Origin of the sequence: Paenibacillus sp. FSL K6-2393, assembly GCF_038002545.1 — a bacterium.
Classification (GTDB): domain Bacteria; phylum Bacillota; class Bacilli; order Paenibacillales; family Paenibacillaceae; genus Paenibacillus.
Window position 1 is genome coordinate 4,927,187 of record NZ_JBBOCU010000001.1, and the last position, 24,075, is coordinate 4,951,261.

Sequence of the window (24,075 nt, forward strand, 5' to 3'; positions counted from 1 at the left end):
TGTCTCACTCCTCTCTAAATTCTAAATCAAACAATCATTTCACATAGATATGTAACTGATGCTTTCTTGATTGGTATTTTAGTTGTATCTATTTTTTGCTTGAAGACTTTGCCTGAACCAAGCGTTGCAGGTGAAATATTTAGAAAACTGATTGATCCAGTATCTGCAAACAAATCAATATTATCTCCTTTGTCCATTCCATATCTAACAAACATTTCTTCAGATGCAGAAGGGAGTTTGATATGCTTTGGAAAGATTATTTCAAACATCTTCAATTCATTTACATCTGTATAATTTGCAAATCCATTATTAGCTGTCCAATTTAAACGATACATCTTGAATTTCATATAATGGACATGTTCATCTAATAGATAAATTTTATCTGTATATTGAGTTGTCCAAGTTTGATTAAACTGCGTATCCAGTACAACCCAACTAGATCCATCATTACTGCCTTCAAATGTCCAATCCTTCGGCATTTTATTTAGACTACTTGATCCGCAAGATCGAACAGCGTATTTATATAATGATATAGAATCACTGAATTCATATCCTAAATATCCTACTCCACCACTGCTCTGTCGCGAAGCGTATCCCTCTGCATCATCAACACCATTAAATGCGTACCAAGGAGCATAAGCTGTGTTATAAACACTTTCAGCAAAAGCCCTGCCAGATGGTGCTGTATCAGAAGTCATTTTTGGTATTGCAGTATCATTGATTTTCTTTCCAGCAACGATAGAAAGTGTTTCGGCACCAGATGAAATTAAGAATTTATGTTCTGGAAGCTTCTCCATCATCTTTATCTTACGCACTTGAAGAAATGTACCTGTAGCCGATTTAGTTATATCGAACTTATAGTATCTGTAACTTTTAGGATTTTCAATAATAAAAGTCTTAGTCACTATGACATCTGGTGCAGTTCCACTATCCAATACAGTTGCAAGTACTTCTTGTTCGCCAGAAAAAAGTCCTGTATTACTACCTTGCACTGTCCATGTTTTCGGAAAATAGCTCCCACTCTCAATTTCATATTTTCCTATTTTTCTTTGTTTGTCTAACTCAATAATAATAACACCACTATCTCTTCCAGATGTAGAGTTGTTGGGATACCATCCATTGCCTGAAGACGCAAGTATTCTCCAACCTTCAAATCCAGAAACGAATGGTGTTGCTGTTATTGATACACCATCTACAGGACTTGCGGACGTAAAAATTGGAAGAATATTGTTGCTGTATTTCGCCATTTAAACATCTCCTTTCAAAACGAATAGAACACATCTGTATGATGTGTTCATAAATTTAGCCTAATATAATTTTGTGCGCTCTATGCTTTGACCTATCGATTTTTTGCCTGAAGAGTTTGCCTGATCCTAGTGCTGTATTCTGATTAACAATAAACTTCTTAATGGCAATAAAGTCTTCCAATTTAATCTCCAGTGCCTTGTTCATACCATGCCCTAAATAAATAGCTTCTGACACTGGCATTTCATACATCTTCATACTTCTCTCCATCATTTTTACTTGAGCGATAGCAAGATATACTGTATTACCGTTATTGCTAGAGACATTGATTCTGTATGATTTATACGCTTCGGCGTTTTTAAACTCAAACGTTCTCACCTCAGTGTAAAATACCCAGTTTGTCTGATTGACTCTTTTGTCTAAAACAGTCCAATTTAATCCGTCATCACTTCCCTCAAAAGTCCAGTCTTTAGGTTGTGCTCCATTAGAAAATCCTGATGCTGTCATAGAGTAAACATTAATAACACGAGGTTCGTTGAAGTCATATCTTAGCCACCCTGTTACTTCTCCCTGCCTTCCAACCCAATACAGTGTACTTGTACCACTAAATGATTGCCATGGCTGGAAATCAGTTGCGGTATAATAGCCACTTGCACTTGCAACTCCAGATGGTGCATTATTAGATGTCATGACAGGGATGAGGGTTTTTGTTGGATCAGTTGTTTCGAAGCTGTAATACTTATCTTCAGATGAAATCAAAAATTTATCATAATAAACCAACTCAAACATATCAATCTCACTCAATTGAATCCTTTCGGTGTCATCTTTCGTGGTCACTATATTGAGTCTATAAAACTTATATCTAATGGTGTTCGAACATACATACTCCTGAATCAAGCCTGATGTCCAATTTGTGATGTTTGTTCGACTATCTAAAACACTCCAATTCTGATTGTCATTACTTCCTTCGAATGTCCATTGTTTTGGTGCGCCATTAATTGTACCTGTCGCTCTTAGAGAGTATTTGGAAATTACAATTGGTAAATCAAACTCATATTTAGCCCAACCGCTCTTAGATTGTGCTTGCCAATAGGTTCCAGTATTTTTATCAAACGCTCTAAAAGCAAGGTGTAAGTAGCTATCAGCAAATGTGCTTACACTAGCTTTTCCATTTGACCCTGTGTTAGATGTCATTGACGAAGGAAGCGCACTACTATCTTTTATATACCCCATACAAACATCTCCTTTCAAATAAAATAGAACACATCTGTATGATGTGTTCATAAATTTAGCCAAGCGTAATTTTATCTACTCGGCGTTTTGACATATCAACTGTGTGTTCGAAGGTTTTACCTGAACCTAGCACAGTATTTCCTTTTATTAAATTTTTCTTTGTATTTAAAATTTGATTAAAATCATTTATATCTCCTGCACCACGATTCAAAAAATCTGTTTCAGTTGCGGATTCCATTTGAACTAGATAAGATGGTTTCATTTCGAACATTTGAAGTTCCATTATGGATGGTAAAGTTACACCTGTACTAAGTGAAGTTATATAGAGTCTATAATGAGTATAAGATTTTCTATTCGGAATAATGTAATCTAATTCACCACTAGCTCCACCAACAATTGAGTGAAGAGTATCATAGTTAACACCATCATTACTTCCTTGAAATTCATAATTTCGGGGATAATAAGTTGTGTTTGTAACGTAAAGCCTATACTTTACTATCACTTTTGGTTTTGTGAATTTATATCCTATCCACTTTGGCATAGTAGTAGGTAGAGCATTTCCTCCCCAACTAGTAGTTAAACCACCATCAAATGCTTCCCATCCGAAAGTTGCATTGCCATTAGGCGTGTTACTGACAAGCACCTCGCCTTCTGGAGTTGTATTACTTTTCATTTTAGGTATAGAGGTCGTTTCTTGAAAGCCATCATTTAATGGAGAATAATACTTATCACCTGATGAAAGTAAGATTTTATTCTCATAGCCATTATAGGCTTTGAACCCGTTGGGGATTGGATAAGAAAATGGTGTAGCGCCAAAGTTAACAGTGATTTGTTTAGATGTGTTTACTCCACTTTTGAAGAATGGAAAGACCTCGCCCATTCCCAACAAATTAGTATGGGAGATCCCCATAGAAATCCCATTCCTATAGAACTCTAAGGTTCCATTGTCTAAGTCAAGAGCTACGCCTATAATATTCCCAACTGCCCAAGCGGTTCCATATGTTATGTTTTCTGGTATTTTGTATCCCGCACTCAGATACATCCTTAGATTTAGTGGGTCCCCTGAAGTCCCTGCGGTAGCACCGCTTGATATTGGGTAGTTTTTATTTGAGACCCCTATGTAGCATTGATTTGAACCACTATCATATTTTACTTCCCAGTACCATTTTCCAATTGATTTTCCATGAGTTGCTCGAACATTTCCTGTGTTTAGAAGAGTTAGAATGGCAGTTAAATTGTTATTAGATAAAACTGCCCCTGATGCACTAATATCATTAGGATTTAAAGTAGCGTTGATTATGCTCACTATCATTCACATCTCCTTTCTAATTGAAATCATTATTTTAAAAACAAAAAGAAGTAGAGCATCTAAGCCCTACTTCACACTTACACTTGTTATTTCGAAATACTTTTTCAGATCGATTCTTTCTTTAAATAACTTGCCTAATCCCAGTGATCCATTGGCAGTCATGTTCTGAATGAAAACTTCGTTTTTTCTATCTAATACAGAGAGATCATCCATTCCGTCATTAATAAAAGTGTCTTCTGAAGGTAAAGTTGCAGAAATTGTATTCCATTCTAAAGTTCCAGTATCAAGCCTTTTATAGGCTCCATCATGTTTGACGAAGGATTTAAACATTGGCAAAGTTTCTAGTTCCACTAATGGTCTATATCCACTAACAGTTGCAGAAGTTATTACACCATACGCTGCCGCTCCAGTTGATCCTCTGCGAATTCTGTTCGCACTAATAACATTTGTTGTGCTTGTTGAACTGTATCCTGCGCTCCAATTCCATACTCTATCGTCTCCAGCAATAATATTACCATTTAACGTTGAGTTTACAATGTACTGATCCCACTCATTATCTTTGTCTGCCGCCGAATATCCACCAGATAGGAGTCTTGCAACGAACATATAATTCTTCTCTCCTAAATCCTTTTGAACGCCAAATACAAGACCATTACTATTTAATGCATCCCATGTGATAGCCGCTTGAATAGGTCTGTCTGCAATCAATATCTTTTTCTTATTGTATTCGTCAGCAACAATGAAATAGAAATCGCCATTAAGCACACTTGGAACAGATGTTGTTGAGATCAAGTCAGATGTTTGTTTTCCTATATTTTTGAACTCTCCAGCCACACCAGAAGTTAACGCAACATAGTTACATCTGATGCGTTTGCCAACTTCAAGTTCAGTAATACTTGTCACTTCGTCTGGATGAAATAACCGACCATCAAGGTCAATGTCAATTGCATCAAGAGCCATAAAAGTAGTCGTTGATCCACTGGACTTATTCACAATTTCTATTTGATGTCTTGCTTTCGGTAATCCCACAATATCAACTAGAAGTACTTGTGCAAGTTCTGTCCCTAGTTGCGAATGAGTCCCATGCAATTTTCCATCAACATAAACTTCGATTAAATCACTTCGATTGGTATATCTTGCTCCAATTAATCTTAGTTTGGTTCCTTCAAATTCAAAGACAATCTTGTCTCCTATTGTCGAAGTGTAATTAGAGTATCCATTGTATGCACCAACACCGTTAGTGAATTTTCCAACATATTTAATAGAAGATACACTATCATCATACCTTCTCCAACCCTCATCTGGAGTTGGTATTTGCGATCCAACAGTAGTAATGAGTTGACCATTGGAATCAATATCTATAGCATCTATTCCCCAATTTCCTGCACCTACCGAATCTAGCTTGACAGTGTGTAGAGTATTTGAAAGTCCTGTTTTTTCATAAACAAGAATCTGTCTAATATCTGTTGTATTGTATGGGTTATATGTTTCTAAATTCCCATCTATAAACACCCCAATTTCTTTAGCTTGAGTAGGAGTAGTACCAGCTATTAGCCGCAATTTTGTTCCTATAAATGTAAACTCTAAACTAGAACCAGCCTTTGTTGCATCTGTCCAATAGTGAAGTGTACCATTATAGTCTATGGTACTATTGTTAGCAAAAGTAACTGACCCACCCCATTTGAATGCAGGATGATTATCATCAATTCTCTTCCATCCCTCATCTGGTGAAGTCAATGGAGTTCCAATGGTTCTTACTAAGCGTCCATCTGAATCAATATCTATAGCATCCAGACCGAAAGCGGCTCCCCCAGGGTCAGGGACTCCGTTAAAATTGAAAATTTTTACTGTATGTGTTCCGTAAGGAAGACCAATCTTTTCATATACAAGCGTCTGTGCTTGATTTGTGGCGGTTCTCGCTGTAAACGTCTCAACGTTACCATCAATAGACACAGACACGCTCTGCGCTCTACTTGTGTTGGTAGATGAAGAGATAATCCTTACCTTAGTCCCTACAAAAGAGAAAACCACTTCCCCTACAGAAGATCCATTTGCATTATATGAACTTTTCCCTTCATATGCACCCGACACTACATAGTTTCTTTGAGTGAATCCTGTGTAGCTGATTAATGGTTCGGCATCATCATATCTCTTCCAGTCTACATCTGGTGCTGTTAAAACAGTTCCAACACTTCTAGTCATGTATCCATCTTCACCTACGTCAACAGCATCTAAAATTAGAGTTTTGCTGTCTACTGCTTTAATTTGAACAACATGTTTACCTTGGGACAAGTCAATTTTTTCAAAGACCAAAGCCTTCGTTCTTGAAGTTGTTGAGTCTTCATTGATTATTCCAACATTAATTCCATCAATAATAACTTGAGCTGTTGTCGTTCTACCTGAATACAAACCACCAATAATTCTTACTTTTGTTCCATAGAAAGTAAAACTCATTGTTGACCCTCTGGTCGATGTATACTTTGCACTTCCATTATAGTTTCCAGCAAGCGTTTCTGTTAACCATGTACCTGTGTACACAATCATGTTATTCGTATCATCGTACCTCTGCCACCCAGATTCGGGATTATTTAATTGATCTCCTATTACTGCCATTCATTACACCTCCTTATATTCAAATACTGGTCTAAATCCAATATAATTCTGCGATGCGGAACTTCCTGTAAAAGCTACACCTCGATTGTCTGACCTTGATTCATATCCACGTACAATTCTTGAAGTATTAGTTGCACTTAATGATGTTCCAGCATTTGTAGTCCATGTGCCAATAGCTGGGGATTCTTTAGCCCACGAAAATACATTATGGTGATGCCACACATTATCGTCATTGGGCTGTACCTTTCCACCCAAATGACCATTTTTGATATACTCATCCCACTCATTAATCGTAGGGAATGCTCCCAATCCTAAATCAGCGTTTGACTTTTTCCCATTCGCATCTGCATATATTACTCCCCCACTTGGGCAACGAACAACTCCTGATGTTTCACTTATAATGCGTGGCGAACCTTCAACAAACTTATTGGAATTTAACCAATCCCATGTTATCGTGTTACTTGTAACTCTATCTGCTATTAATAAACCTTTATCCACTTTGATCGCATACCAGAAATATTTCAAGGGCATACTGGCTAATGGATTTCCTGTTAATGGAATTTCTGTATACCCATTCGTACTTCCTCCGAAAATATATCCACTTATTGTATTGTCGTACTTCCAAACAATATAGTCTCCGATCTTCATATCAGAAAGATTTTCTCTTAACTGCCCTGCCGTAGCTGGAACTACCATAAAATCACCCCTTACTCACTCTGATTCTATCTACTTTTTGAAATTTCGCTTTTTCAACCTTCTGACGTAACACCATGCCTGTTGAAGTGTCAGATGCTTGTTCCATGTTCAATTGATATAGTTTCTTTAAGCTTAGTGAACCCGAATCACTTTCAATAAAAGGATTACTGTATTTATCCTTCTTGTTAAAATCGTCTATGTAAAAGTTCGAATATTTCTTTTCTGCAAAAATCTCAATTTTCACCTTCGCATACTTTGCAGGCGATTTAGGAGCAGTCACATCTGCAAGAATTTCCTCAAACGCCTCCCACTCGAAGCCATCCTCAGATGTACTCCAGTAGATCTTGTATTCTGCGCCCCCCGCAACATCTACCTTTGCAGCCACACCTTTAAATGATGCGATCTTATCCTGAATTCGAATCGTGGTGGACTCCCAAGATCCAGTAGCAGGATAGATTGAATTCCCGTCCACATCATGACCCAGTTCTCTTAATTTCAACCTCTGATCCTCAACTATCGTATCTTGAAAAACACCTACAGATAGATCTATATCCAGTGCAATTTCTTGAATTGCCATATTTTCACCACCTATCTCATCTCAAAATCCAGCTTAACGAATGTCCCAGTTTATGATCCCAGCATGATTTGCCTTCAGAGGGGCTATGATTCGGTCTACGACAAACCCATTTTTACGAATAACGAGTTGCCCAAGCAAGTCCAAGTTAGATGAAATTTTTATTTGAAAGAATACGGATTCCTTTAAAGGCAAGGAACATACACATTGAAAATTAATTTGTGCATCATTCAAGTTCATTGTTTTTTTGTAACCAAAGTTAAAACATTCAATCGTATTTCTGAAAGCCCCTGAATTCCCTTGCCCTGAAAATCCAGCCATATTCGCTTCTGAGGATCCATTTTTGAATTGAATGATGTCTTTGTATACAAACGTTCTCCCGGTTAAAGGGTACTCCTGCCCCTCACATTCATAAGATATGGAGTAACGATCAGCATTAATGTGAAAAACCCCATTGGCAACATTGTAATAAACTTGGGATCCTTGACCCATCAATCCGAATAACACCAACTTCTCTTTGTTGATATCATAAAAGCGGTGTGGATGTTGTGTCTGAAGATCATACTCACTCAGATACGTTCCATCATAATAATCGGCAATCCATATATAAGCTTGAGATACAGGTGAACGAGAGTACTGTTTCTGACCTAAAATCACAGTTTTTCCTCCTCATAGATAAATAAAAAGACAGGCTACAATAGCCTGTCTGCATCATTAACTTTTCTTAAACGTAACGATAGGAGATACGTTTCTTGAACTCTTGTTTACCACTACGAGCATTCAAGGGTACTTCGCATTGAATAGACAGCGTTACATAGTTACCCGCCGCGTCTTGTTGATTTCCATTGTTATTGACTCCCAAAATCTCTTTTGCACCCGGTACTAGCGGTGTTGCATAAGGTGTTCCTGAATGATCCAGCGTAGTTTTGCCCGTAGTTCCAATAGGCTTCGAAAAGTCCTTGCCTACACGAGAGCTCTCTTCATCCAAATCGTTCTCCCCAAGTGAGTCCACTTGCACATGAAACCAGTTGTTTTTAACAGCTTCAATATCGTGTTTAATTGTATCACCAGTGCCCCCATCCATATCCCGTGTTGTAAAGGTGCAATCCTCCATTTTTGACACATCCGTCGCACCACCTTTGTTGTTCCACACATTAAAAATACGAATTTCACTTTTGGTATCTGCATCAATAACACCATAATCAAACGGTGCTACAATCTCCTTGCTATGTGTTGCGTCCAGCCATGTAATAATTGGTTGTGTCATTATATTCCATCTCCTTTTTTATGTTCTAATCGTTAATTGAATCGTAAGATGTTGAATGTTTGAAGCTGCTTCGATGATGTTGATTCTGAAGATATCTCCAGCCTCCACTTTTTTGATCTCAAATGTAGCCTTACCGTCATCTTGATGTTGAAATCCTTCAAACTTCAGTGGACTCCCCATCACATCCTGCCAGTGAATGAGATCCTTGGAGCGTTCAATTCTTATTTCAGTTGCGGTATCTCCAGTAACCCCACAGTAGCCCTTTACATGTAAAATTTCGCCATCGAATGGAAAGGGAGCTAAAATGCCCAGTACTTCCGGGTAAACCTGTGATTCTTTGCAAAAGACAATAACACGATCCTGTACTTCCAATGGAATCTCATTTAATTTCAGGTGTTCAGCGATGCTCATGAGCCCATCCACATCGGGATTAACCACCTGAAGGTTTTGACCAAATACATCAATCTCTACCCATGTCTTTCCATCATAACGATATCTCTTGCCATCCTTATACGTCTGTACCGTCCAACCTATTTCAGGAGAAGGGTACTGCATACTTAACTCCTCAAAATCAGCAACTGGACTCTGATACACAAGTCGAGTCGTTTGATAAGCATCTTTTGCTTTTCCGGCAGCTTGCAAGGCTTCGCCAGCAGCCTCCAGTGCACGCTTGATGGCGAGTTCAATTTCGCCAGTGTCCCCAGGCTGTCCCGGACTGCTATGTTTCACCGCTTCTCTAATTAAAGACTCTACATGTGCTAAAGTTATCCCATTTGACATAATTCACCTACCTAAGCGTTATGTAGAATATTTTTCTTCATAAGACTATTTCCAAGTTGATACCTCCCCCTTAACTAGGAAACCTGTCTCTGGCTTATCATTAAAGAAATTCTTGAACAACCATGCAAAGCATTGCTGTGTCTATCTTTAGAGTAGTTTTCTAATGGGATAAATGCCGGCTTTTTTGCATTCCTTGCAGTATTTCATTCGGTTCGATTTTGCCAGCATCCGTTTTCCGCATAAGGTACAATTTTTGATGTTTTCTCCTTTCCAGCGAGAATACTCCAACACAAAGTCATCGAAGCGAACTAACCGGAAGGCAACTTCACCATGCTCCGCAGCGAATAAAACCTGTACGTTAGTTGAATCGACGCGTTTACTTTCTTTGAGGTACCCTGACTGAATAAGTTTGTGCACCAATAACCCCTGATCTTTTTTGCTTACTGCCATTTGGGTATCGCCATAGATTTCTTTCCATTCATTATTAATCCAATACGTATCATTTTCATTGATTCGATTGTTAATCTTGCTGTAGACCAGCAAAACAAAGGCCAATTTCTCAAGTCGTTTACTTTTAAGTTGTTTGATCTTTTGAAGTTCTTCGTGTGTTACAGGTACATGATCAATCTCGATTAGCGTACTCTTGCCCGCCTCCTCCCTTATCTTGATATACTTCTGAGACTGCTTAATGATACGATTGAGAAATGTTTCCCATTGGACAGCATTGTAGTCTGGATAATATTTGGACATAAACTGATTTAAAAACGCATACGCATCCTCGGCGTTCTTCCCCTGTTCAAGCCCGTATTTGGCTAAACAAATTAACGTTTTGGTTGGCTTCTTATCCATTTTCCCATGTGTAATGGCCTGCTCGGCATGATGACGTTCATTCAGAATGATTTTCAAGACGTTGCTCCTTCACATGCATTTGGGTCATTTTAAAGGTTCTTCCCGCGTATTCAATATCGCCCTCCGGGTCTCTAACCGGATAATGGATGATGTGATCATTGCTGAGCAATAAATTGCGAATAATTTGATCCCCCGAGACATCCCATACAAATTGCTTGGATTTCTCCGCATTTCGATAACACATGTCCACAATCATATTGCACAGATCTTCTTCGTTATTGCAGATCTCCAGTGCCTGCTCCTTGAAACGTGAAACAAACAACTGCCATCGGGCTGATCTTTCTTCCTTTTTCACCTTACTCTTGCGCAAGTTAGTCATATAGCTACGTAGCTCTTCGTTATGCATCTGATATAAACGTTGAATCTCTTTGTAACGAGCTTGTGAGTATTTTTTGGTACTCATCAATATCGTATGATCAAAAGGACTCTCGGACTGTTTTAGCTTTAACTTGTTGAACTCTTCTTCCACTTGATGGCATAACCGGTTCATCACAGAAGGTGCCGTGGATACAGGCATTCTCTGTTCATACTGTGCCAGGAACTGTTCCTGATCCGGAGATAGCTCCTTCTTCGAATACAACTCATTAAAAGTCATGCCAAATAACTGCAAGCACTTTTGACTCGTTTTTTCTACATAGGTTGTATATTCTTTTTTCTGTTCCGGGTCATTGTATATGAAAAAATATGGCTTCTTGTGTGCTACCATTTTCAAGGCAGACTCGTCCGTTACCGCAGCGCGAATATCATACCAGTGCTTCGGCATCTTTTTACATTCAATCCCTTTGGCCTGGTCAATGGCATTTTGTTGATAATGCTGACCACATTGAATTCGGTACATCATTTCCTGATATTCTGCACTATGCTCCTCATAATTGGCTAATACATCGAACATTGATGTGATTTTGTTCGTTGTAAAACCGATCAGATCACCGAAACTGTCTTTGTTGGCCTGAATCAGATCCTTTTCATCCGGAATTTTTTGGGCCGAGGTTTTCTGTACGCATACAATCGCATCAAGCTCCTGAATTGCCCCAAGAATCGTTTGGTTGTCTGTAGTTAAGACCTGATCACTATCCATATCTGCACCATTTAAAGAATGTGTCGTCGTATCCCATGAATTTAAGATCGTGACCGTGTTCATGTAGCGATACCAATACTGCATCTCATCTGTATTTTGAAAACGAAGCACCTTGATATTGTTATGACAAGTCATCGGAGCTCTGAAGCAAGCTACGCGGTCCACATGGCGTTCATTCCAATATCTGGAGTAGAACTCACCTGAACTCAGCAATCCTGTTAAAGACAAGCCAAATATGCTCTGGCACACTGTATAGGGATCGCCAGATATAATGCTGAAATTGCCTTTCACTCTTAAAACTCCGATCTTGGCTTCATTCATTCGCTTGCGTATTAATGTATGGATTTTGCTTCGCACAAAAGGATCATCTATAAGTCGCGGGTCTACCATCAGCCCTTTAATATAATCATCCGGACTATTTCTGTAGTCATTCTCATGAATATGAATCCCTTTGAGAAATAATAGTGCCTTACGATGGTCCTCACCCAGTACATCTATAATTGAGTCAATTGTGGGACGAATGAGTTCACCAATCTCGTTATCATTTAATTGAAGCGATTGAATGAACTGGTAGTTTAAATGACGCTCGTCCTCCAATTCTTCGGGTGTAACTTTCGTAACGCTGAACGTGTATCCATAATATCCGCAACATAACAGATAATCGTCAATACTGTTATACGAGCTCCATAGTTTGAGCATGGACGTTGTGAGGATTAAGTCTACTTCTCGAATATCCACAGGGTTACCCCAGGCATCGTCCACCATATACTTGCCTGCAACACGATCAGCAAATTCGTGATAATCAAATGTAAAGACCATCCCTTTACAGAAGCTATTGCGAATACAAAATCCACTTGGGATATATTCATTTCCCAGTTCGGATGCCCATCGTTCACTAAGTGCAGGAGAGATAAGACCGAACCCATCACTCATGTTCATCTGAATAGGCTCATTTTTCCTACTCTCAATGCGAGGGTATTCTGTCTCGGTATCATCGATCTGAATGATGTCTGCGCCAAATTCGGTTATACAATCCTGAACAACCAATACGCGTTCAGGATGTGACACAGGTGTGCTCGTGCTGCAAGCTAGGGCCTTATATGCCTCCAGTTTAGCAGGAACCAACTCCTTATTCGGATCTCTGCCGTTATTTAATCTTTTCTCCAACAACGGATGAATATTCTCACTCACATAGATGACCGTTGAACTTTTGGCTCCACCTGTCGTAGCCAATAACCGCTTATATTTCTTGCCGTTGATGGAGAAAGCTTTCGATGAATTCAGCCGGTCATAGTCTTTATTATTTTCAATGACCACCAGCAAGTAATCATCGGCAAATTTCAGATTTTTCAGTTCTTCATGCAATTTCTTCATTGCTCTTTTATGTTCAGCATTGGTGTTCAAGGCTTTTAATCGCTCTATTTCCAGCTTGATTCTAGCCAGATCTTGTTCCCTCTCCTTGTAGCCTCGAATACGATCTATAAAGCGAAACACCTGATGGTTTCCAATAGATGCCACTTCTCCATTTACTGTCGCTTCTTGATAAGTAAGATGCAGATCATAATCCGCTTTTCTAATTCTGGAAGATGTAATTTTATAAACGTATCTCAATCGATCCTGATATGCATTGCCCATTCCCGATTCCCCCTGTTGCTTCCTGTCCTGATTAAATAAATTATAGATTAGACCCGCACGACTGGCGCAGGCAAACAGGACGATCAGGGGATGAAAAAAGAAGAATATTTGTTCTACTCTGGGGAGAATTTAAGGGGCACTCCGGGACTGGATTCATCTCGAATCGGCATATTTCTGCGTCTCTAGCACTATGATAATTTCCTTTTTAATGATATAGTAAATTGAAGCGTTTTTTTGAGCTGACATACTTTTTAACGGGGCTGGGATGAATGAAAGAAACCTTATCCAATCAAGAGGACATCGGCTTTTTATTTAATGTCGATATACTTATTAAGAGCCGCTCAAATGCATTGGCACTGCAGTCCCTGTTGGAGTTCATAAACAATGAAGAACAAATTGCGGACTTTCGGATTCAATCCGGCATAGAGCTAGGCAAAATTATTGAAGCGACACTCCAGTCCAAGAAGGACTCTTTCGTCACACTTCACAACGAACGCAAAAAAGCCAACGCAGCACAGAAGGCGTCCACTGCAGCTCAGACACCTGCCTCACCTGCTCCAGTCAAAACACAGAATCAGCAAGAAAAGCCGGTTAGCGAGAAAAAGCCTGCCACCCAAACATCCAATGTTTCCGATGGAAACTCGTTTGACGCGTGGATTGACACGCTCATTAAAGAGAACAAACTCACCCGTATTGTTGTTAATAACAAGAACGGTAAACATCAGAGCATTCCTTGCCGCATTCTGAATTTTGATCGAGATACCAGTATTGTGAGCATCTACCATGTCGATGAAAAACAGGTGTATACGTTCCGAACCAATGAAATCGATGAGTTTCTGTAACTAACTTCATCGGATTAAAACAAAAAGCAACTTGCGTTAGAATGACGGGACATTCTAACGCAAGTTGCTTTTTTAGTTCTATGGTTCATGTAGGATTGAACCCTCCGAGATTTGTTTGGACCGATCAGGAGCGATCCTTACCTCGCTGCCATACATCTAATGCCAATAACAACCATCCGGCAATGAAGGCTACCCCACCAATCGGTGTGATGGCACCCAGAATCTTGATGCCAGAAATACTAAGCACATACAGGCTGCCCGAGAACACGATAATTCCGATAAACAACAGGCGCGCTGCCCACTTCAGTTTTGTAGATGCTCCAAGTTGACCAGCCGTCAAACCAATAATGAGCAGGCCCAATGCATGAATCATGTGATATTGCACACCCGTCTCATATGTAGCTATGGCCGCGGGCCCAATCGTATCCTTGAGCATGTGAGCACCAAAAGCACCTATCGCCACCGACAGCATGGTCATTACAGCTCCAAGCATCATCCATCTTCGTTGCATATAAGTTCTCTCCCTTAATTCAACTACACTTCACTCCTATTATTGTAGCGAATCCACTCCTCCTTTACCAGTCGGGGTGGAGCTTCATAGATCATATGTCTGTTTATACTTACTAATCCTATCTTTACCCTATATATCGTAGAAAACTGGCGTAAATCCTTGATTTTTATCGATAATTATGGAAAAGTAACAGGTATGTAATCGTTGTATTTTAAGTGCAAGTTCAAAAAGATTGGTTTTCAGTACCGAGAAGATGGGATGAAGATAGAAATGGAGTAGCGGAGCGTAGGGAAAACTACGTGAGCAACGGACATTTCGGGTGAATCCCATATTCGATGATGATGATGCCGTTAGGCATCTTTCGTAATCAAAAGCGGACTTTTTGAACAACCTCTAAAAGGAGAATCATTACTCATCGATTAGGTTAATAACACTCAGTACGATGATTAAGGGAGGCAAGTCAACATTATGGATAATCGCGATTCCTATAATTCAGGTTATAACAACACGGATCAGAACCCTGGCCATGCAGATCCATTCAATAACAATGGGTATGAAGCATACCCGCCAGATTATGAGAGGCAACCAATGGCACCACTGAAACATTCCGGACCTGGGATCGCCAGCTTTGTCATTGGATTGGTTGCAATCTTGGGTTATATTCTGATATTCTTTATTGCCACCATGGCTGTAAACGAGTCCATCGGAGTTCTAACCCCGTTGCAGACAGAAGAGATAGCCTTGCATCCAGCCGTGGTTCTGGCTTCATTAGCCATTCTGGTCTGCCTGATTCTCAATCTGGCCGGAGGTATCGTCGGAATTATTGGTCTTGTTCTCAAGAATCGAAAGAAAGTTTTTGCCATTATCGGAACCATATTAAATGGGATCATGATTCTGTTATTCGTTGGACTTATCTTGGTAGGCATGACGCTGATGTAACGCTTTGCATCAGCGTCATGTTTCCTTATAATTAAAATGAATGGGTTTACACATAAGTATAATCTATATTTTTTGCCAAAATCATTGTTTTCAAAGGAGATTGACATGTCACGAATCAAAATTTTTGCGGACAGCACAAGTGATCTGGCTCCAGAATGGATCCAGCAGCACGATATCGGTATCATCCCCTTATATGTCGTGTTCGGTGAAGAATCACTGAAAGACGGTGCTGAGATTAAGCCTGAACAGCTATATGAACGTGTCAGCCGAGATGGGCGTCTTCCCAAAACAGCAGCACCTTCCCCCGCTGATTTCATAACGGCATTTCAACCTTACATAGATCAAGGGGATGAGATTTTATATATCAGCTTATCTTCTGAACTTTCCTCTACCTATCAAAATGCACGACTAGCGAGTACCGAGTTCCCGGAAGGTCGAATTTCGGTCATTGACTCACAGAATCTCTCATCAGGAATTGCACTGATGGTGATGAAAGCTGTACATGCTGCTGATAAAGGGCAAAACCTGACTCAGATTACACACCTGATTGAGGCGATGAAATCAAATGTACGCACGGAGTTTGTCATCGATACACTGGAGTATCTGCATAAAGGTGGACGCTGTTCAGGCATGCAGAATCTGATTGGAAGCCTGTTGAAGATTCGTCCTGTCATCCGGGTAACGGATGGCAAGATGACACCTGCCTATAAAGTCCGCGGCAAACGGGAGAAAGCTCTGGAACAAATGCTGAATAATACGCTCAGCCAGAAGGATCAGATCGATCCAGACCTGCTGATTGTTGTGCACACCATGGCTGAAGAGGATGCGCTTGACTTGCAGAAGTCTTTGCAGGAACAAACGGGTGCCCTTGTGGAACTGACCACTGCTGGTTGTGTAGTATGCAGTCACTGCGGCCCAAAAACGATTGGAATCATCTATAACACTGTTTTATAGTATTACACGTTACATTGTATCGTATTACCCAATCCTTTCTTCTTAATCTGTATGTGGTACATCCAATACTTGGATTGGCATACCGTTATAACTAATAAGGGCATTCCGAGCTAAATCGCTCAGGATGCCCTTTAATATTTTGCCAAACTCAAGAGTAACCTTGGTCATTACGATACAGATCAATAATTTTTGGTCCGCAGATCATCCAGACTTTTGAATGCGTATCCTTGCTTGCGAGCCTCATCAATGATGGAACCCAGAGCTTCCGTGTTATCTTTGGATACCGAATGAAGCAAAATGACAGCGCCCGGATGGAGTTGTTTCAACACCTGTTGATGAGCATATTGTGCGCCACGCTGCACATTGGTATCCCAATCTTTATAAGCAACAGACCAGAACACATTCACATAACCCTGAGCATGACTCTCTGCGAGCGTACGATTGTTAAAAATCCCGCGCGGTGGCCGTAAAAAGGTCGCTTGTTGACCCGTCAGCCGATTGACCTCCGACTTGACCTTCTCGAGTTCCTCTCTAAGCTTTTCATTGGAGATGCGGGTCATATCCGGATGACTCCATGAATGATTACCGACAATATGACCTTCAGCCGCCATACGTTTGACCAACTCAGGCTGATCTTTCAGATAATGACCTGTCACAAAGAAAGCAGCTGGCACCTTCTTGGTACGCAAAACATCCAGTATGGCAGGTGTGAATCCATTCTCATACCCGTTATCAAACGTGAGATACAATTCCTTCTGTTTTGTATCCCCCAGGAAAATGGCATCGTTATGTTGTAAGATCGATTTAAAGCCTTCCTGATCAATGGAGGGCAGTTGACCGTTTTGACTTTTTTTGAAGCCAAAGTGATACGCTCCGGTAACCGGTGATGCTTCAGTCTGTGCCGGTATCATACTGATGGATAACAATCCCAACAGTATATATAGAACCATTCGCTTCATTCTATTCGCTCCTGTTCCTGAAAAATTCGGTTAGTCGTTTGCACACACGAATACCTTCAGGTAATATGCCACAGGAACGGCTAATGTATGTAAATCATAAACGATCGAAACGTTTATTTTCAGGTTGTGGCGGAGATTGATGGAACAATTCAAGCAAGGTCTGAGGTTTGCCACTGGAAGCAAGCCATTCCCTCACGGTCTGTATGGCACGGGTCTGTCCATCTCCCCGATCACGCCATGTAAGCAGCTCGATAACTTTGATAATCAAGGCCGACATATTGTGATTATCCAGTTCAGACCGCTCTGCCCTCAGCTTGTGATACAAAGCCTCCTGCTCCCAATCCAGTAGAATCTCATCACCGATGGTTGGCTTCAAAAGTGTATACGCTCTGTCACAACCTTTACAACGAACCGTACTGACCTGTTCATCTATAAATTCCGCTCGGATATCCTCCTGGCAATCCGGGCATTTGAATCCAACTTGTATGTTTTGTATGTTTTCGTTCATGACATTGTTCCTCCTGCGTTGTGGGCATTTGCATCATTCAATGCAAATACTCCTTGGATATATGCATAATGCTTATGTATGTACTACATCTATACCCGATATTTTGTCGATTCACGCTTATTTTGAAGAAATCTGTAAGGTGCTATAATCTTGTAAATATGTTAAAATATTATACATATCATGGTAGGGAAAAGGCGGGATACTCATGTCGAAGGAAGAGCGCAATATAACCTGGCAATCATCCAGCATCAACAGACAAGACCGGGAGAAGCATAATGGGCACCGTAGTCGTGCCATATGGTTTACCGGGTTATCAGGTGCAGGAAAGTCATCCCTTGCATTTGCCCTGGAGCAGTATCTCTACGATCAAGGCGTACGCTGTTATGTTCTGGACGGGGATAATGTACGTCATGGCCTGAACCGTGATCTCGGTTTTACAGCAGGGGATCGTCAAGAAAATCTGCGGCGAATTGGTGAAGTATCGAAGTTAATGGTAGATGCCGGGTTGTTTGTACTTTCGGCTTTTATCTCTCCTCATGAACAGGATCGGGAGATGGTCAGACAGTTATTTGAACCAGAAGATTTCATTGAAATCTATGTGAGCTGTTCAATTCAAGAATGTGAGCGGCGTGACCCCAAGGGGCTTTATAAAAAGGCACGCAACGGTGACATCCCGCATTTCACAGGCATTTCCGCCCCCTATGATGTACCAAAATCTCCTTCATTCATCATTGATACGGAGCAATCTTCCATTGAGGAAGCCGTGCAAGAGATCGTACAACATTTGGAACAGATCGGCGCTCTCCAGCTTCCGCGCCCTTCCAATACAGAACTGGTCCATTAATTCTTGCTCATTATATTAACCTACTTACATGAAAGGCGCGCCCGTAGTGGCGCGCCTCTTTACGTGATACATTGCTGGTTATACCAGCGATAAATGAATATACAGAAGAAGATACAATACTCCATCATCGCGGTTTAACGTCTTTTGATGTCCCCTCACTCACTCACTTTACTGCCCCACAACACCCGCTTGCATATTAAGAAGTTTGCTGAACGTCCCTACCGGATCAGTAGATAACTGCTGGTACCCGCCCTCTTGAATCACCCGGCCTTCATCAAGCACAATTACACGATCTGCCGTCCGAATTGTGGACAATCGGTGCGCAATCACGATAATGGTCACATGTCCTTTCAATCGTTCTAACGCCTCATGAATGTACTGTTCATTCTCACTGTCGAGTGCACTTGTTGCTTCATCCAGTACCAAGACCGAAGGATTACGCAGCATGGCCCGGGCGAGCACCAATCGCTGACGTTCGCCCCCGGATAGACGAATACCCCGATCACCAATAATCGTATCCAGACCCTGAGGCAACTTCCGTACAAATGCCGCAGAGGAGGAAAATTGCAAAGCCTGCCACATCTGTTCTTCACTTGCATTTGGATCAACCAGACGCAGATTCTCACGAATACTCGTATGAAACAGGAATGGGTCCTGGGAGACATATCCGATGGAACTTCGCCAGCTCAATAATCGTTCTTCTGACAGAGGCACACCGTCAATCAGAATACGACCAGTTTCAGGCCTTACGAGGCCCATAATCAGATCTATCAGCGTGCTCTTGCCTGCTCCGGATTTACCTACAATTGCGGTCATACCCCTTGCTGGAATCGAAGCTTGCACATTTCTCAATGAGTACGTATCACTTCCCTCATAGCGATAGCAGACATCCTCACAGGTAATAGATTCCTTCAGTTCCATAGGTTGAATCCCATCAGTTCCAACGTCTCCTGCCGAAGCAATCTCTGCACTAATCTCACGACTTTTCGCCGTCTGCGCTTGCAGTTCTCTGACTATCCGAAATGCAGGCAGCATGGAGCTGATGTACTCCAGATTGGACTGAATCGCCGTAAATCTTGGCCATAATCGGGAAAAAATAAGGATGATGAGCAGCAGACTTGCGGGAGGCACCGTCATTACGCGGAGTGAAAGATAGATGAATGCCGCAATAATGATTGCCGCGGACATCCGGTGAATCAGCTGTGTTCCACTGTTCAATTGACTAAACTGAATGACATTGCGTTCTATCTGTCTGCACATGCGCTCAAACCAGTTCATGTGTGAGCGCTCAAGCATGTTGCTCTTAATATCCTTAATTCCGTTAAAATGCTCGGTAATGCCGTTATAATAACTTTGCGAGAATTCAGAGGTCTGGTCCCCGATCTGCTTGGCCCGCTTGACGAATTTTCTCAAGACAAAAAATAATAACAATCCACAGACCAGCACAAGTGCCGTCAGCTTGGCGGATAACCAGAAAGCAAGACCGATCTGAATGCCCGTAAAGATCAGAGAGGCTGCCATTTGCAGCATAATGCTCGTTCCCTGGCTCACACGTGCAAGTTCAGTCGTTAATATATGGTTAAAATCGGATTTTCGTTTTTGGAGAAAAAATGACCATTGCGCCATAATAATGGCACCATAGGTTTCCATGCGCAGCGTTCGTACAAATTGCTGTTGGATTCGAGTATTACGGATCGTCTGGAGACGCTGCATCCAAGCCTGTCCGGAGACAATCAACACAAAGGTGGACAATACGAGTAACAATTGGCTATTTTCAGAAAAACGATTCAACACGTCGCCAAGCCAGGGAATGTTTAAGCCTGTGGAGCCCATCTCAAATATGCCAATCAGGCTCAGCATCGGAACAAGCATGTAGATGCCGATCCCTTCCATGAGACTGATACAGATCATCCCTAGCAGATTCCAATATAAAATGGGCCCCGTGACATGATGCAACTTTCGCATGAAATACCTTAATTCCGAGATCATACTTTACCCCTTTCCGTCACCGTATACCTTTTAATTCGCCGCCAGAACCAGAGAAACGGACGTAACGGAAAGTACAGAAAAAACAAAGAACGCGGAAGCGGCAATTGATCCACATCCCATGTACTAGGATATAAACGTTCAATAAAGAAAAACCATTTCTGTTTTGTACTTCGAAGTTTAAACAAATACGATTGATAAGACTTCATATCAGCCGGACTTTCCAGCATGTCGTTCATGAACTTTGCGCCTTCGTTGGCTAATCTCTTGCCTGTACGGTCATTTAAGGACATCAAGGATCTGTACTCTACATCCAGCGGCGTGTTCAGCAGCTCCGAGGCCAGATAAAGAGCCTGTGAACCGATTGATAAACGTCCCTCCGCTTTCAGACGTCTCTCTACTTTCTTCACATCGAGTGGCATGCTGCGGATCATCTGGTCGATATCCAGTAACCAGCGCAGTCTGAACCAGCCGTGTCGTGCACCATGGGTTACGAGATAAGCCCATAGGTCTTCTTGTTCGAGCATACGGACAGGTGTCTGTGTGTATGAACTGAACCGGCTGCGTTTCCACAGCAATTCAAAATCGGTTTCTTTGCCCGAATCCGGGTTCAGGCGCCAATGGATCTCCACTTGAGTCCTTTTGACCGGATGGGTGTAACAGATATGATGTTCCCGCCATTTCCAGCTGCGCACCGTAGGTGCCCGCTCCCCTTCCTTGGATATATATCCGAGGGTAGCCAGAATGCCTTCAGCCGCTTCCACATCATCAAACGGAATCAGGATATCCAGGTCTTTGGAGGTTCGCATCGATACATCGCCATAGAGATCATGTGCGAGCGCTGGTCCCTTTAGTGTAATATTGCGGATACCGCGTTCACGAAAAGCTCCGCACACCTGCTCCATCTCAGCTGTCAGATGTAACATACGGAAGGTATTGACCGTGTATTGTTGTCTGAGACTCTCCATAACATCTGCAGGAATGATTGCAGAGTTCAATTCTTTCATTTTCAAATAAAGGACAGAGTATAAGCGGTGATGATAGACAAGCCGCAGAAAGAGCTGCCAATCGGTTCCTTGCAAACCCGCCTTAAGTTCTTCAGGGGATAGAGCCGTCAGATCACCTCTAATCATGCTCAAAATCAGCTTAAGCTCCTTCGGAAACCCTGATGAATAGAGTTCACTTTCATGTATCATAGACAATCTCCCCAGATCCCTTCTCCGGACACCGTTTGCCAAACACACCGACAACCGTATATTGGTCCATAGTATCAGCTCCGGTCACGATCAATTTACCACTTCGCAGCCAGGCATGAGCCATCATATGTCCTTGCTTATTCCGTGCAGTCCCCATGTATAACGTACTCTCTATCTTGCGTCGCTCAAGCATCTTCATCCCGGCAATCGCCATTACAAGGCAGCGGCTTTCCCATAACGTATATTTACTGGCGAGCGAAATCGCTTTGGAAATATTCCGTATAGTGATGACCTCGCTGCGTTCGAGTCCTGTCATCGGTGTTTCTACCATAGGCGTACCCAGCCCTGGCGCGATTTTGGCAAATGGCATAGCTTTCTGTATGCGTGCCCAGCCAAGGAGGATATAGGCCTCCCATACCAGTCGACGCATCGACCGAGGGAGCGAGAGATAAACCTTTATTTTTCGCAACATCATTCTACACTCCGCGAGTAACGTCGATTAAACCTTCACGGGACAGATGTTCCAGGAATTGTACCACCTGCTCACGACATACATCTGGCTCAATCTCATACTCCGCTGCAAGTACCTCAACAACTTCACCCAGCGTGCGTTCTTCTGCGATCAGATCCCAGATTCGTCCACCGGTACTCCCCAGATTATAGTATTTTCCAGAGCTAATGCTCATCATAACTTTCTCACTGCCCATATCACTGACCAGATTGCCTTCCTTCCGGGTTACCCGGTCTTCCACATTCATCGGCGTAGTCGCTGTCATTGTCCTGTATGCACTCCTTTACGTATATGATCTGTGATCCGATCCACCATCTCAAATGCTGTAAACTCCGCACCCGTTCTGACCAATCTGCCAATCTCCACACTTGCTGAAAGTCTTGAAGCCGTCTCGAACAACCACTGTGCCAGCCCCTGTCTTGCAACGAGTCCACCACGGAACGTATGCGAGCATAACAGATGCAGTCGTTCTAGCCCCGTCACTTCAACCAGTTGAACAGATGTATGGTTTTCCTCCGGTTGTGGAGCCAGTTCGAATATTCCACCTAGTGGCACAGCCATCTCATGAAAATAGTGCTGAACAGGTATCGCATACTTTGTAATCTCTGCGTGAACCGTTGCATAATCCTGCTCCTTCATGCCGAAACCGTCCAGACTGGGCTGCCATAACTTCTGTTGCGGGTAACCAGGTGATACGATAGCTCTTCCTCCGGCATCCCAGGTCAGTGCAACAACATCATCGGTGAGAAGCGGATATCCGCGTGATGCCAGTGCGGCCGACAACGTCGACTTGCCTGCTCCCGAATGTCCGACAAATGCGTAAGCCCAGCCATCAATAACAACTGCACTACCATGCAGTGGAAGAATGCCACGCTGCATCATAATGACCGCCATACATGTGCCCAGAATGAATAATCTGACCTTTTTCTCATCTGCACCCGGTATAGGGGATACGACAATGCGCTTTCCTTGCTCCATTAGAAACAGACCTGTATCTTCGATTTTGAAAAAAAGACTGCCCTCTCGTGCCACAAAGTTGTCGTTGCCTACATCCCAATCCTCCCACAATGGGGTCAGATCTGAAGACTCGATGTGCACATCCACGACATCAAAATCAGTCTCCGCATCCTTGGGTGCGATCTGTAGTTCAGGCATTCGAATTTGGCTCGACCAGCGTAGACCATACGCCACATAATGCACAGGCAACAATGAACGACGCCTCCTTCGTAATAAAATGTAAAAAAAAGCCCTTATATTCATGTTGCTCAATATAAGGGCGGAGGCGAAAAGCTGGATTTGTTGCATTTCCGCCCTTTAAGTATGATGACACTTCATAAAACTTAACAACTTAGGAAGTTGGATCGTACAGATCCGCATCGTGAACCGTTACCCAGTCAATTTGTCTGTAGCCAGTACCGGCCATCGTTTGATTGACTTCCAACACTTCAAGAGCTGGTGCTTGCCATTCCTTTTTTTCCATTTGCAT

General features: G+C 41.9%; 24 protein-coding genes. 4 read left to right on the top strand and 20 right to left on the bottom strand.

The genetic code is table 11. The features are described 5' to 3' along the window. Positions 1-26: 26 nt before the first annotated feature. From MHI14_RS21690 to MHI14_RS21740, 11 genes are all read right to left on the bottom strand, one after another. Complete coding sequence (locus tag MHI14_RS21690) at positions 27-1,247, bottom strand: hypothetical protein (RefSeq protein WP_341131179.1); 1,221 nt, start codon at positions 1,245-1,247, stop codon at positions 27-29. Between the two features lie 55 nt (positions 1,248-1,302). Next, positions 1,303-2,478, bottom strand: a complete 1,176-nt coding sequence (locus MHI14_RS21695; RefSeq protein WP_341131180.1) for a discoidin domain-containing protein — start codon at positions 2,476-2,478, stop codon at positions 1,303-1,305. A gap of 55 nt (positions 2,479-2,533) precedes the next feature. Then, a complete protein-coding gene (locus tag MHI14_RS21700) occupies positions 2,534-3,790 on the bottom strand; it encodes an SPRY domain-containing protein (protein WP_341131181.1) in 1,257 nt (418 codons plus the stop codon). A gap of 63 nt (positions 3,791-3,853) precedes the next feature. Continuing rightward, complete coding sequence (locus MHI14_RS21705) at positions 3,854-6,400, bottom strand: hypothetical protein (protein ID WP_341131182.1); 2,547 nt, start codon at positions 6,398-6,400, stop codon at positions 3,854-3,856. A gap of 3 nt (positions 6,401-6,403) precedes the next feature. Then, on the bottom strand, positions 6,404-7,096 hold the full coding sequence (locus tag MHI14_RS21710; protein ID WP_341131183.1) for a hypothetical protein: 693 nt from the start codon (positions 7,094-7,096) through the stop codon (positions 6,404-6,406). 4 nt (positions 7,097-7,100) lie between these two features. Further along, positions 7,101-7,673, bottom strand: a complete 573-nt coding sequence (locus tag MHI14_RS21715; protein WP_341131184.1) for a hypothetical protein — start codon at positions 7,671-7,673, stop codon at positions 7,101-7,103. Positions 7,674-7,706: 33 nt separating this feature from the next. Beyond that, complete coding sequence (locus tag MHI14_RS21720) at positions 7,707-8,327, bottom strand: hypothetical protein (protein ID WP_341131185.1); 621 nt, start codon at positions 8,325-8,327, stop codon at positions 7,707-7,709. A 67-nt stretch (positions 8,328-8,394) separates the two neighbouring features. Beyond that, positions 8,395-8,937, bottom strand: coding sequence for a hypothetical protein (locus tag MHI14_RS21725; RefSeq protein ID WP_341131186.1), 543 nt, complete (start codon positions 8,935-8,937; stop codon positions 8,395-8,397). An 18-nt stretch (positions 8,938-8,955) separates the two neighbouring features. Continuing rightward, positions 8,956-9,717: a hypothetical protein gene (locus tag MHI14_RS21730; protein ID WP_341131187.1), complete on the bottom strand. Its 762-nt coding sequence runs from the start codon at positions 9,715-9,717 to the stop codon at positions 8,956-8,958. Between the two features lie 147 nt (positions 9,718-9,864). Then, positions 9,865-10,623, bottom strand: coding sequence for a hypothetical protein (locus MHI14_RS21735; protein WP_341131188.1), 759 nt, complete (start codon positions 10,621-10,623; stop codon positions 9,865-9,867). Continuing rightward, positions 10,604-13,339, bottom strand: a complete 2,736-nt coding sequence (locus MHI14_RS21740; RefSeq protein WP_341131189.1) for an RNA dependent RNA polymerase — start codon at positions 13,337-13,339, stop codon at positions 10,604-10,606. Before MHI14_RS21740 ends, MHI14_RS21735 begins: the two co-directional genes overlap by 20 nt. Before the next feature lie 269 nt (positions 13,340-13,608). Between MHI14_RS21740 and MHI14_RS21745 the strand changes: the two genes are divergently transcribed. Next, positions 13,609-14,181 carry a hypothetical protein gene (locus MHI14_RS21745; protein WP_091014625.1) on the top strand — a complete coding sequence of 191 codons (573 nt, stop codon included), beginning with the start codon at positions 13,609-13,611 and terminating at the stop codon, positions 14,179-14,181. A gap of 124 nt (positions 14,182-14,305) precedes the next feature. On the opposite strand, the gene MHI14_RS21750 is transcribed toward MHI14_RS21745, so the two are convergent. After that, on the bottom strand, positions 14,306-14,692 hold the full coding sequence (locus MHI14_RS21750) for a DUF423 domain-containing protein (RefSeq protein ID WP_091032639.1): 387 nt from the start codon (positions 14,690-14,692) through the stop codon (positions 14,306-14,308). 468 nt (positions 14,693-15,160) lie between these two features. On the opposite strand from MHI14_RS21750, the gene MHI14_RS21755 reads away from it, so the two are divergent. Both MHI14_RS21755 and MHI14_RS21760 read left to right on the top strand, forming a co-directional pair. Then, the gene (locus MHI14_RS21755) at positions 15,161-15,631 is read left to right on the top strand and encodes a hypothetical protein (RefSeq protein WP_341131190.1); all 471 of its coding nucleotides are present in this window, start codon (positions 15,161-15,163) and stop codon (positions 15,629-15,631) included. Between the two features lie 105 nt (positions 15,632-15,736). Further along, positions 15,737-16,585: a DegV family protein gene (locus MHI14_RS21760; RefSeq protein ID WP_341131191.1), complete on the top strand. Its 849-nt coding sequence runs from the start codon at positions 15,737-15,739 to the stop codon at positions 16,583-16,585. 179 nt (positions 16,586-16,764) lie between these two features. Here MHI14_RS21760 and pdaA read toward each other — a convergent pair whose 3' ends face one another. Continuing rightward, entirely contained in the window at positions 16,765-17,544 is a 780-nt protein-coding gene (pdaA, locus tag MHI14_RS21765; RefSeq protein ID WP_339309036.1) for a delta-lactam-biosynthetic de-N-acetylase, read from the bottom strand. A 94-nt stretch (positions 17,545-17,638) separates the two neighbouring features. Continuing rightward, a complete protein-coding gene (locus MHI14_RS21770) occupies positions 17,639-18,052 on the bottom strand; it encodes a hypothetical protein (protein WP_341131192.1) in 414 nt (137 codons plus the stop codon). Between the two features lie 205 nt (positions 18,053-18,257). On the opposite strand from MHI14_RS21770, the gene cysC reads away from it, so the two are divergent. Next, positions 18,258-18,896: an adenylyl-sulfate kinase gene (gene cysC / locus MHI14_RS21775; RefSeq protein ID WP_249911241.1), complete on the top strand. Its 639-nt coding sequence runs from the start codon at positions 18,258-18,260 to the stop codon at positions 18,894-18,896. 168 nt (positions 18,897-19,064) lie between these two features. Here the strand turns inward: cysC and MHI14_RS21780 are convergent, their stop codons facing one another. The 6 genes from MHI14_RS21780 to MHI14_RS21805 all read right to left on the bottom strand — a co-directional run bounded on the left by MHI14_RS21780 (position 19,065) and on the right by MHI14_RS21805 (position 24,075). Further along, positions 19,065-20,882 carry an ABC transporter ATP-binding protein gene (locus MHI14_RS21780; RefSeq protein ID WP_341131739.1) on the bottom strand — a complete coding sequence of 606 codons (1,818 nt, stop codon included), beginning with the start codon at positions 20,880-20,882 and terminating at the stop codon, positions 19,065-19,067. Continuing rightward, positions 20,882-22,015, bottom strand: a complete 1,134-nt coding sequence (locus MHI14_RS21785) for a nucleotidyltransferase domain-containing protein (RefSeq protein WP_341131740.1) — start codon at positions 22,013-22,015, stop codon at positions 20,882-20,884. Before MHI14_RS21785 ends, MHI14_RS21780 begins: the two co-directional genes overlap by 1 nt. 52 nt (positions 22,016-22,067) lie before the next feature. After that, positions 22,068-22,550, bottom strand: coding sequence for a lasso peptide biosynthesis B2 protein (locus tag MHI14_RS21790; protein ID WP_074094340.1), 483 nt, complete (start codon positions 22,548-22,550; stop codon positions 22,068-22,070). 4 nt (positions 22,551-22,554) lie between these two features. Next, positions 22,555-22,854, bottom strand: coding sequence for a lasso peptide biosynthesis PqqD family chaperone (locus tag MHI14_RS21795; protein WP_017689560.1), 300 nt, complete (start codon positions 22,852-22,854; stop codon positions 22,555-22,557). Continuing rightward, positions 22,851-23,798: an aldolase gene (locus MHI14_RS21800; RefSeq protein WP_341131193.1), complete on the bottom strand. Its 948-nt coding sequence runs from the start codon at positions 23,796-23,798 to the stop codon at positions 22,851-22,853. Before MHI14_RS21800 ends, MHI14_RS21795 begins: the two co-directional genes overlap by 4 nt. Before the next feature lie 139 nt (positions 23,799-23,937). After that, positions 23,938-24,075 carry a paeninodin family lasso peptide gene (locus MHI14_RS21805; protein ID WP_017689562.1) on the bottom strand — a complete coding sequence of 46 codons (138 nt, stop codon included), beginning with the start codon at positions 24,073-24,075 and terminating at the stop codon, positions 23,938-23,940.

What these genes read in the sequence shown, in the direction of transcription:
- MHI14_RS21695 (WP_341131180.1), bottom strand. Translation starts at nt 2,478, where the DNA reads ATGGGGTATATAAAAGATAGTAGTGCGCTTCCTTCGTCAATGACATCT.
- MHI14_RS21790 (WP_074094340.1), bottom strand. Translation starts at nt 22,550, where the DNA reads ATGTTGCGAAAAATAAAGGTTTATCTCTCGCTCCCTCGGTCGATGCGT.
- MHI14_RS21740 (WP_341131189.1), bottom strand. Translation starts at nt 13,339, where the DNA reads ATGGGCAATGCATATCAGGATCGATTGAGATACGTTTATAAAATTACA.
- MHI14_RS21795 (WP_017689560.1), bottom strand. Translation starts at nt 22,854, where the DNA reads ATGACAGCGACTACGCCGATGAATGTGGAAGACCGGGTAACCCGGAAG.
- pdaA (WP_339309036.1), bottom strand. Translation starts at nt 17,544, where the DNA reads ATGAAGCGAATGGTTCTATATATACTGTTGGGATTGTTATCCATCAGT.
- MHI14_RS21750 (WP_091032639.1), bottom strand. Translation starts at nt 14,692, where the DNA reads ATGCAACGAAGATGGATGATGCTTGGAGCTGTAATGACCATGCTGTCG.
- MHI14_RS21760 (WP_341131191.1), top strand. Translation starts at nt 15,737, where the DNA reads ATGTCACGAATCAAAATTTTTGCGGACAGCACAAGTGATCTGGCTCCA.
- cysC (WP_249911241.1), top strand. Translation starts at nt 18,258, where the DNA reads ATGTCGAAGGAAGAGCGCAATATAACCTGGCAATCATCCAGCATCAAC.
- MHI14_RS21770 (WP_341131192.1), bottom strand. Translation starts at nt 18,052, where the DNA reads ATGAACGAAAACATACAAAACATACAAGTTGGATTCAAATGCCCGGAT.
- MHI14_RS21705 (WP_341131182.1), bottom strand. Translation starts at nt 6,400, where the DNA reads ATGGCAGTAATAGGAGATCAATTAAATAATCCCGAATCTGGGTGGCAG.
- MHI14_RS21710 (WP_341131183.1), bottom strand. Translation starts at nt 7,096, where the DNA reads ATGGTAGTTCCAGCTACGGCAGGGCAGTTAAGAGAAAATCTTTCTGAT.
- MHI14_RS21700 (WP_341131181.1), bottom strand. Translation starts at nt 3,790, where the DNA reads ATGATAGTGAGCATAATCAACGCTACTTTAAATCCTAATGATATTAGT.
- MHI14_RS21690 (WP_341131179.1), bottom strand. Translation starts at nt 1,247, where the DNA reads ATGGCGAAATACAGCAACAATATTCTTCCAATTTTTACGTCCGCAAGT.
- MHI14_RS21805 (WP_017689562.1), bottom strand. Translation starts at nt 24,075, where the DNA reads ATGCAAATGGAAAAAAAGGAATGGCAAGCACCAGCTCTTGAAGTGTTG.
- MHI14_RS21745 (WP_091014625.1), top strand. Translation starts at nt 13,609, where the DNA reads ATGAAAGAAACCTTATCCAATCAAGAGGACATCGGCTTTTTATTTAAT.
- MHI14_RS21730 (WP_341131187.1), bottom strand. Translation starts at nt 9,717, where the DNA reads ATGTCAAATGGGATAACTTTAGCACATGTAGAGTCTTTAATTAGAGAA.
- MHI14_RS21715 (WP_341131184.1), bottom strand. Translation starts at nt 7,673, where the DNA reads ATGGCAATTCAAGAAATTGCACTGGATATAGATCTATCTGTAGGTGTT.
- MHI14_RS21785 (WP_341131740.1), bottom strand. Translation starts at nt 22,015, where the DNA reads ATGATTAGAGGTGATCTGACGGCTCTATCCCCTGAAGAACTTAAGGCG.
- MHI14_RS21755 (WP_341131190.1), top strand. Translation starts at nt 15,161, where the DNA reads ATGGATAATCGCGATTCCTATAATTCAGGTTATAACAACACGGATCAG.
- MHI14_RS21725 (WP_341131186.1), bottom strand. Translation starts at nt 8,937, where the DNA reads ATGACACAACCAATTATTACATGGCTGGACGCAACACATAGCAAGGAG.